Source organism: Ralstonia sp. ASV6, assembly GCF_016429285.1.
Taxonomy (GTDB): domain Bacteria; phylum Pseudomonadota; class Gammaproteobacteria; order Burkholderiales; family Burkholderiaceae; genus Ralstonia; species Ralstonia flaminis.
This window is the reverse complement of the sequence record NZ_JAELUI010000331.1, coordinates 1-792: the sequence shown is the minus strand read 5'-3', so window position 1 is coordinate 792 and position 792 is coordinate 1. Positions and strand designations below refer to the sequence as shown.

At 58.8% G+C, this 792-nt stretch carries 1 protein-coding gene and 3 tRNA genes; all 4 read right to left on the bottom strand.

Annotated elements, in window-relative coordinates:
- Window positions 1-126, bottom strand: a 126-nt coding sequence (locus JHD73_RS27930) for a GTP-binding protein (protein WP_230081277.1), incomplete at its 3' end; no start/stop codon positions are given.
- A gap of 43 nt (window positions 127-169) precedes the next feature.
- Window positions 170-244, bottom strand: a tRNA-Thr gene (locus JHD73_RS27925).
- Between the two features lie 19 nt (window positions 245-263).
- Window positions 264-337 (bottom strand) — tRNA-Gly (locus JHD73_RS27920).
- A gap of 61 nt (window positions 338-398) precedes the next feature.
- Window positions 399-484: transfer RNA gene (locus JHD73_RS27915), tRNA-Tyr, on the bottom strand.
- Window positions 485-792 lie beyond the last annotated feature (308 nt).

Here is a 792-nt window from a genome sequence, read left to right as displayed (position 1 = left end):
GCCACCAAACTTGGCGGACAGCACGGTGGCGATCGCCGCGGTCAGCGTCGTCTTGCCGTGGTCAACGTGACCAATCGTCCCAACGTTCACGTGCGGCTTGGTCCGCTCGAACTTTTCCTTTGCCATGACGCGACTCCTGTCTCGGTAGCGATTTGGGTTGGTGGATGCGTGGTGCCCATGGGCAGGATCGAACTGCCGACCTCTCCCTTACCAAGGGAGTGCTCTGCCACTGAGCCACATGGGCGAAACTTACTAACAGCGAATGGAGCGGGTGAAGGGAATCGAACCCTCGTCGTAAGCTTGGAAGGCTTCTGCTCTACCATTGAGCTACACCCGCCCGGGTTACTTCTTCCCTTGCCGCCCGGCCCTGGCTATGGACCGAACTCACTGTTTAATTCTGGTGGAGAGGGCTGGATTCGAACCAGCGTAGGCGTAAGCCAACAGATTTACAGTCTGCCCCCTTTAGCCACTCGGGCACCTCTCCGAAGAGAACTTGCGATTATGGGACCACCGAGGCACCTTGTCAAGCAATGCTTGATGAAATCGCATAACGAAACATGCGTACGCTCTCACCCTTAGGCGACCGAGGCGCTCAGACGGCGACCGCCGAAAAGGCTTTATCGCCGACGCGCCGCATCGGAACCAACGTACAGTCCCAATGGCCCGCAAGGCCACGGTTTAGGCCCGTGCATGCTGCACAATCCGAGCTACGACTTCAACGATGAGTTGCTGCCGTTGGGGGCGACGTACTGGGTGAGGTTGGTACAGAGGTACCTGGCGCGGGGCTGAGGG